Raw genomic sequence first — 3,400 nt, 5'->3', positions numbered from 1 at the left:
CTCTTCAGTTTACTACCGTCTTGTATTCCCTGCTTATCATACATGCTTTGCAGCCGCGCTTTTTCCTTCTGATAGAACTGATTTATACTCTTTATCCCTCTGCCATCATCCTTAACAACAATCGGTTTTTTGCCGATGCTGTTTACCAGAGTGATGATGTTAGAGACACCTAAATCGATACCTGCAATTCGTGTTTTGTCAGGTGTCTTCGGTGCAATCACTTTGTGGTAGACGATTTCACACACATACCCTACTCCTTTTGGGATAATTCTCACTTCTCTTAACTCGGTAGTATCCGCTAATCGTGTCTTTACTTTAAAACCAAATGATACTTTCTTTGGAAAAATTACCACGCTGTTTTTGATGCGACATTGCTGGTTGGTGAACACTAACACATATTCGCCATTCTTCTTCTTGTATTTTGGTGGTCGTGGTTTCTTCTTGAATTTCTTCGGGTGTTGTTTCCATTCTTTAATCGCATTAAAAAAGGATTTCCATGCTTTGTCGAGAAGTTGAAGTGTTTGTTGGGATGTTTGCGCTGGTAGTTGTCGATAATTGGTGCTGCGTTTTAACTGATGGTAGAGTTCGTTGTAGCGTATCCAGATTCCCTGAGCTTTCAATGACTGCTTAATTCGGTAGTTAGCTTCATTGTACAAATTTTTTGAGAGATGACACAAGTGACTAAGGGTGGTAGTTGGTTTCAACCAGATATGCTCGGTTCTTGTAACTCTAATCATCAAAGAAGTAAGGGTGACAAACGCTATTTAAGTTTAAGAGAGACCCTTAGGAAAGTGATACATGTGAATATGAGCTTCCGCAAATCATTTCGCCACTAAAGGAGTGGCTTTCTTCTTGAGCTAAGGTAAGTGACCGATAAACAGTTGCATCACAGTAGTAATATGATGTTCCCATCGTTTTACGCCGAATGAATCCTTCTGCGAACCAGCGGTAGCGTCGTAGGAGTTTAAACACCTCTGCAGTGTTCATCATGTGAGACTCTCATTTGATTCTAACAAAACCTTTTAGTTTAAATCTACGAACAATATTTAGAAAAAGGATGAGGGGGTTAAGACTTTGAAATGGGCTGATGAAGAAAAATTTCTCGAAGAACAACTCGAAATTCTAGTCAGGTTGCGAAACCATTTTGGCGAAAATGTCATAGAAATTGCGCACCGCGCTCGCCTCTCTGTCCACCAAGAGCGAATGCGAGAATTATCGACACAGAATCCACCTAAACGCCCTGCTGAAGTATTTGGTCACTCAGCTTACAGTGTCTCAGCTGCTGATCCAGGTACCATGGAGTATGACGTGTTAGAAGATTCAGAGAGCCGTTTTGCTGTCAAAATCAAGCGTTGTCGCTATGCTGACTTTTATCGAGGTCATGGTCATCCAGAGATAGGCTATGCGTTACATTGCTCTCTAGATTTTGGCGAAGCCAAGGTTTTCTGGCCAGAAATCACATTCACACGTTCTAAAACGTTAATGCAAGGTGACGATCACTGCAATCATTGTTATGAATTAGTTAAATAGAATGACGGTATTTAATCCAGCTAAATTAATGTAAATGAGAGGAACGTTTCATCGGAGTGTTCCTTTGATTTTTGCTTGGACAACAGATTTGGATTGCTTTCTAAACCAAAAGGCTATTTTTGAATTTTTCAAAGTAAAAATTGTTTTATATGTAATAGATCTCTTCGCTGCTCTTGCAGCTTCTACTGGGTTATTTAAGACGAATTTCGATCAGGGATTTGGTGTTCAATTCAATGTAGAAGGCTACAGGTGAATTGGGGAATTCATCTGGACAGATGGAGTTCTTTCATTAATAGAGAGTGAGTTTATCGGAAAACCAACAGAAAATGCTAAAGATTGAAGAAATAAATGCTTAAAACTAATCGTGAACTTAAAGACGAACAATTCTGAATTGCTTTCAGAATTAATAATATGTATGTGTCGAACTCGACCAAATTCTGCAATATTGGGATAAGGTTCAGGAAGACTGAATATTTTAATAATTCATTTTTAAGAGAATCTATGTGTAGAAATCGTGTAATATTAATTCTTCTGTTGTTAAAAATCCCTGTCAACTATTATCAAAATACTTTAAATCATTTCGCCCTAGAGCGCGAAGCATTACGTCCGGCTGAACGTAATATCGGTCTCCAAATATTTTATCACCGTAAATAGCGAGTGGATGTGTTTGAAGAATACCTACAAGTATGCCTTCTGTAAACTTGTTTTCGTCATATTGGCATATAGCTAGTACGCGATTTCCCGGGAAAAAGTAATTAAGTTTTGCCTCGTATTCTACGAGTAGTTCAATGTTTTCCCGCGATTTTAGTGCCCATGTCATCTCCCCGGTAACTCGTAGAGCATCGTAGCCGTCCGCTAGTGCTGTATCGAGATGTGCCTTGATTAAGGCAATCATTACATCTGGATCAAATGCGTCCTCTTTTGTATAGGTATCTTCACTGGTAGTAAACACTAATTGTCCTTTCTCGATCACCAAATCGACATCGACACTAACATTCTTAAGTTGGGTTTGTATTTCTTCGACACCACTTTCATCGATTATGTAGATGCACTTATGGTTGCATTCCAGCCCTTCTTTAATAAAGGGTATGACAAGGGCAAATTGTTGCTCTTTAGTTTCATAAATGTAACAGATATGAACCCCCAGTTGGATTTTTTGTCGGAGGGTATCATAAAGCGGAAATTTGTCTATCTTCATTGAAATAACCTTCTCTGGATGCCCTTACCTTTTAAGGTGGAGTAGCTGACTCTTGATATTATCCAGTTTTTTATTTGCGTCCACTTAAGAGGCCTAACTAAACGAATAATGATCTCGAACCATCAATACTATATGTCATATTTAAATTATATCACAAAAGAGAAGATGCGATCTGAAACATTGTGGAGACGCACTTACTCCGGTGGAATATTTCTCTTTTCAAGGAACTCTTTTCTTGCACAATTCTAACTTTCATTTTAACCCGATATAGTTCTATGAGAATCACAGTTTTCTCAGGAAATATTCGTGGAACCGGGTATCAGTTGTTAGTTCTGGGTGGAAAACCGTACCAATCATATCACCTTTTTGAACTGCGGCAATTATTGTACCCAGTTTTCCAAGAACCTCAACATCGGGACCCACCTCTAGAATAGTAGGCGCTCGTATGAATATAACCTGAAATGGTTCACGACCCAAGCTGGGGATTTCTAAATTAGCGCCAAAGGATTCCTTCTGTCTTCCAAAGGAGTTTCTTTCAACTGTAATATCCATCAAATCAAGAGTAGTAGCGTCAATTGTGTCCACAACACGATCATAAACTTTTCGGGCCATCATTATAAGCCCTGCACATGTTCCAAATATGGGCATACCCTGTTCTACTCGAACTTTGAT

6 protein-coding genes are annotated in these 3,400 nt (G+C 39.0%); 2 read left to right on the top strand and 4 right to left on the bottom strand.

The features are described 5' to 3' along the window. Positions 1-704: transposase (locus tag QVB70_RS07510; RefSeq protein ID WP_287585015.1), on the bottom strand; the 704-nt coding region annotated here is incomplete at its 3' end. Positions 705-783: 79 nt separating this feature from the next. After that, positions 784-990 carry a hypothetical protein gene (locus QVB70_RS07505; RefSeq protein WP_287585014.1) on the bottom strand — a complete coding sequence of 69 codons (207 nt, stop codon included), beginning with the start codon at positions 988-990 and terminating at the stop codon, positions 784-786. 84 nt (positions 991-1,074) lie between these two features. Here QVB70_RS07505 and QVB70_RS07500 point away from each other — a divergent pair, with 84 nt between their 5' ends. Both QVB70_RS07500 and QVB70_RS07495 read left to right on the top strand, forming a co-directional pair. Then, positions 1,075-1,530 (top strand): L-2-amino-thiazoline-4-carboxylic acid hydrolase, encoded by a 456-nt coding sequence (locus tag QVB70_RS07500; RefSeq protein ID WP_287585013.1) that lies wholly within the window; start codon positions 1,075-1,077, stop codon positions 1,528-1,530. Between the two features lie 64 nt (positions 1,531-1,594). After that, a complete protein-coding gene (locus QVB70_RS07495; RefSeq protein WP_287585012.1) occupies positions 1,595-1,783 on the top strand; it encodes a hypothetical protein in 189 nt (62 codons plus the stop codon). 297 nt (positions 1,784-2,080) lie between these two features. Here QVB70_RS07495 and QVB70_RS07490 read toward each other — a convergent pair whose 3' ends face one another. Next, positions 2,081-2,728 (bottom strand): MEDS domain-containing protein, encoded by a 648-nt coding sequence (locus QVB70_RS07490; protein ID WP_287585011.1) that lies wholly within the window; start codon positions 2,726-2,728, stop codon positions 2,081-2,083. Between the two features lie 282 nt (positions 2,729-3,010). Beyond that, the coding region (pdxT, locus tag QVB70_RS07485; RefSeq protein ID WP_287585010.1) for a pyridoxal 5'-phosphate synthase glutaminase subunit PdxT at positions 3,011-3,400 on the bottom strand (390 nt) is incomplete at its 5' end.

It is taken from the genome of Candidatus Borrarchaeum sp. (assembly GCF_019058535.1).
GTDB lineage: Archaea > Asgardarchaeota > Sifarchaeia > Borrarchaeales > Borrarchaeaceae > Borrarchaeum > Borrarchaeum weybense.
The sequence above is the reverse complement of the archived record's forward strand: the minus strand, read 5'-3'. Positions and strand labels throughout refer to the sequence as shown.

Excerpts from the sequence above, each read along its gene's own strand:
- QVB70_RS07505 (WP_287585014.1), bottom strand. The coding sequence starts at position 990 with ATGATGAACACTGCAGAGGTGTTTAAACTCCTACGACGCTACCGCTGG.
- QVB70_RS07490 (WP_287585011.1), bottom strand. The coding sequence starts at position 2,728 with ATGAAGATAGACAAATTTCCGCTTTATGATACCCTCCGACAAAAAATC.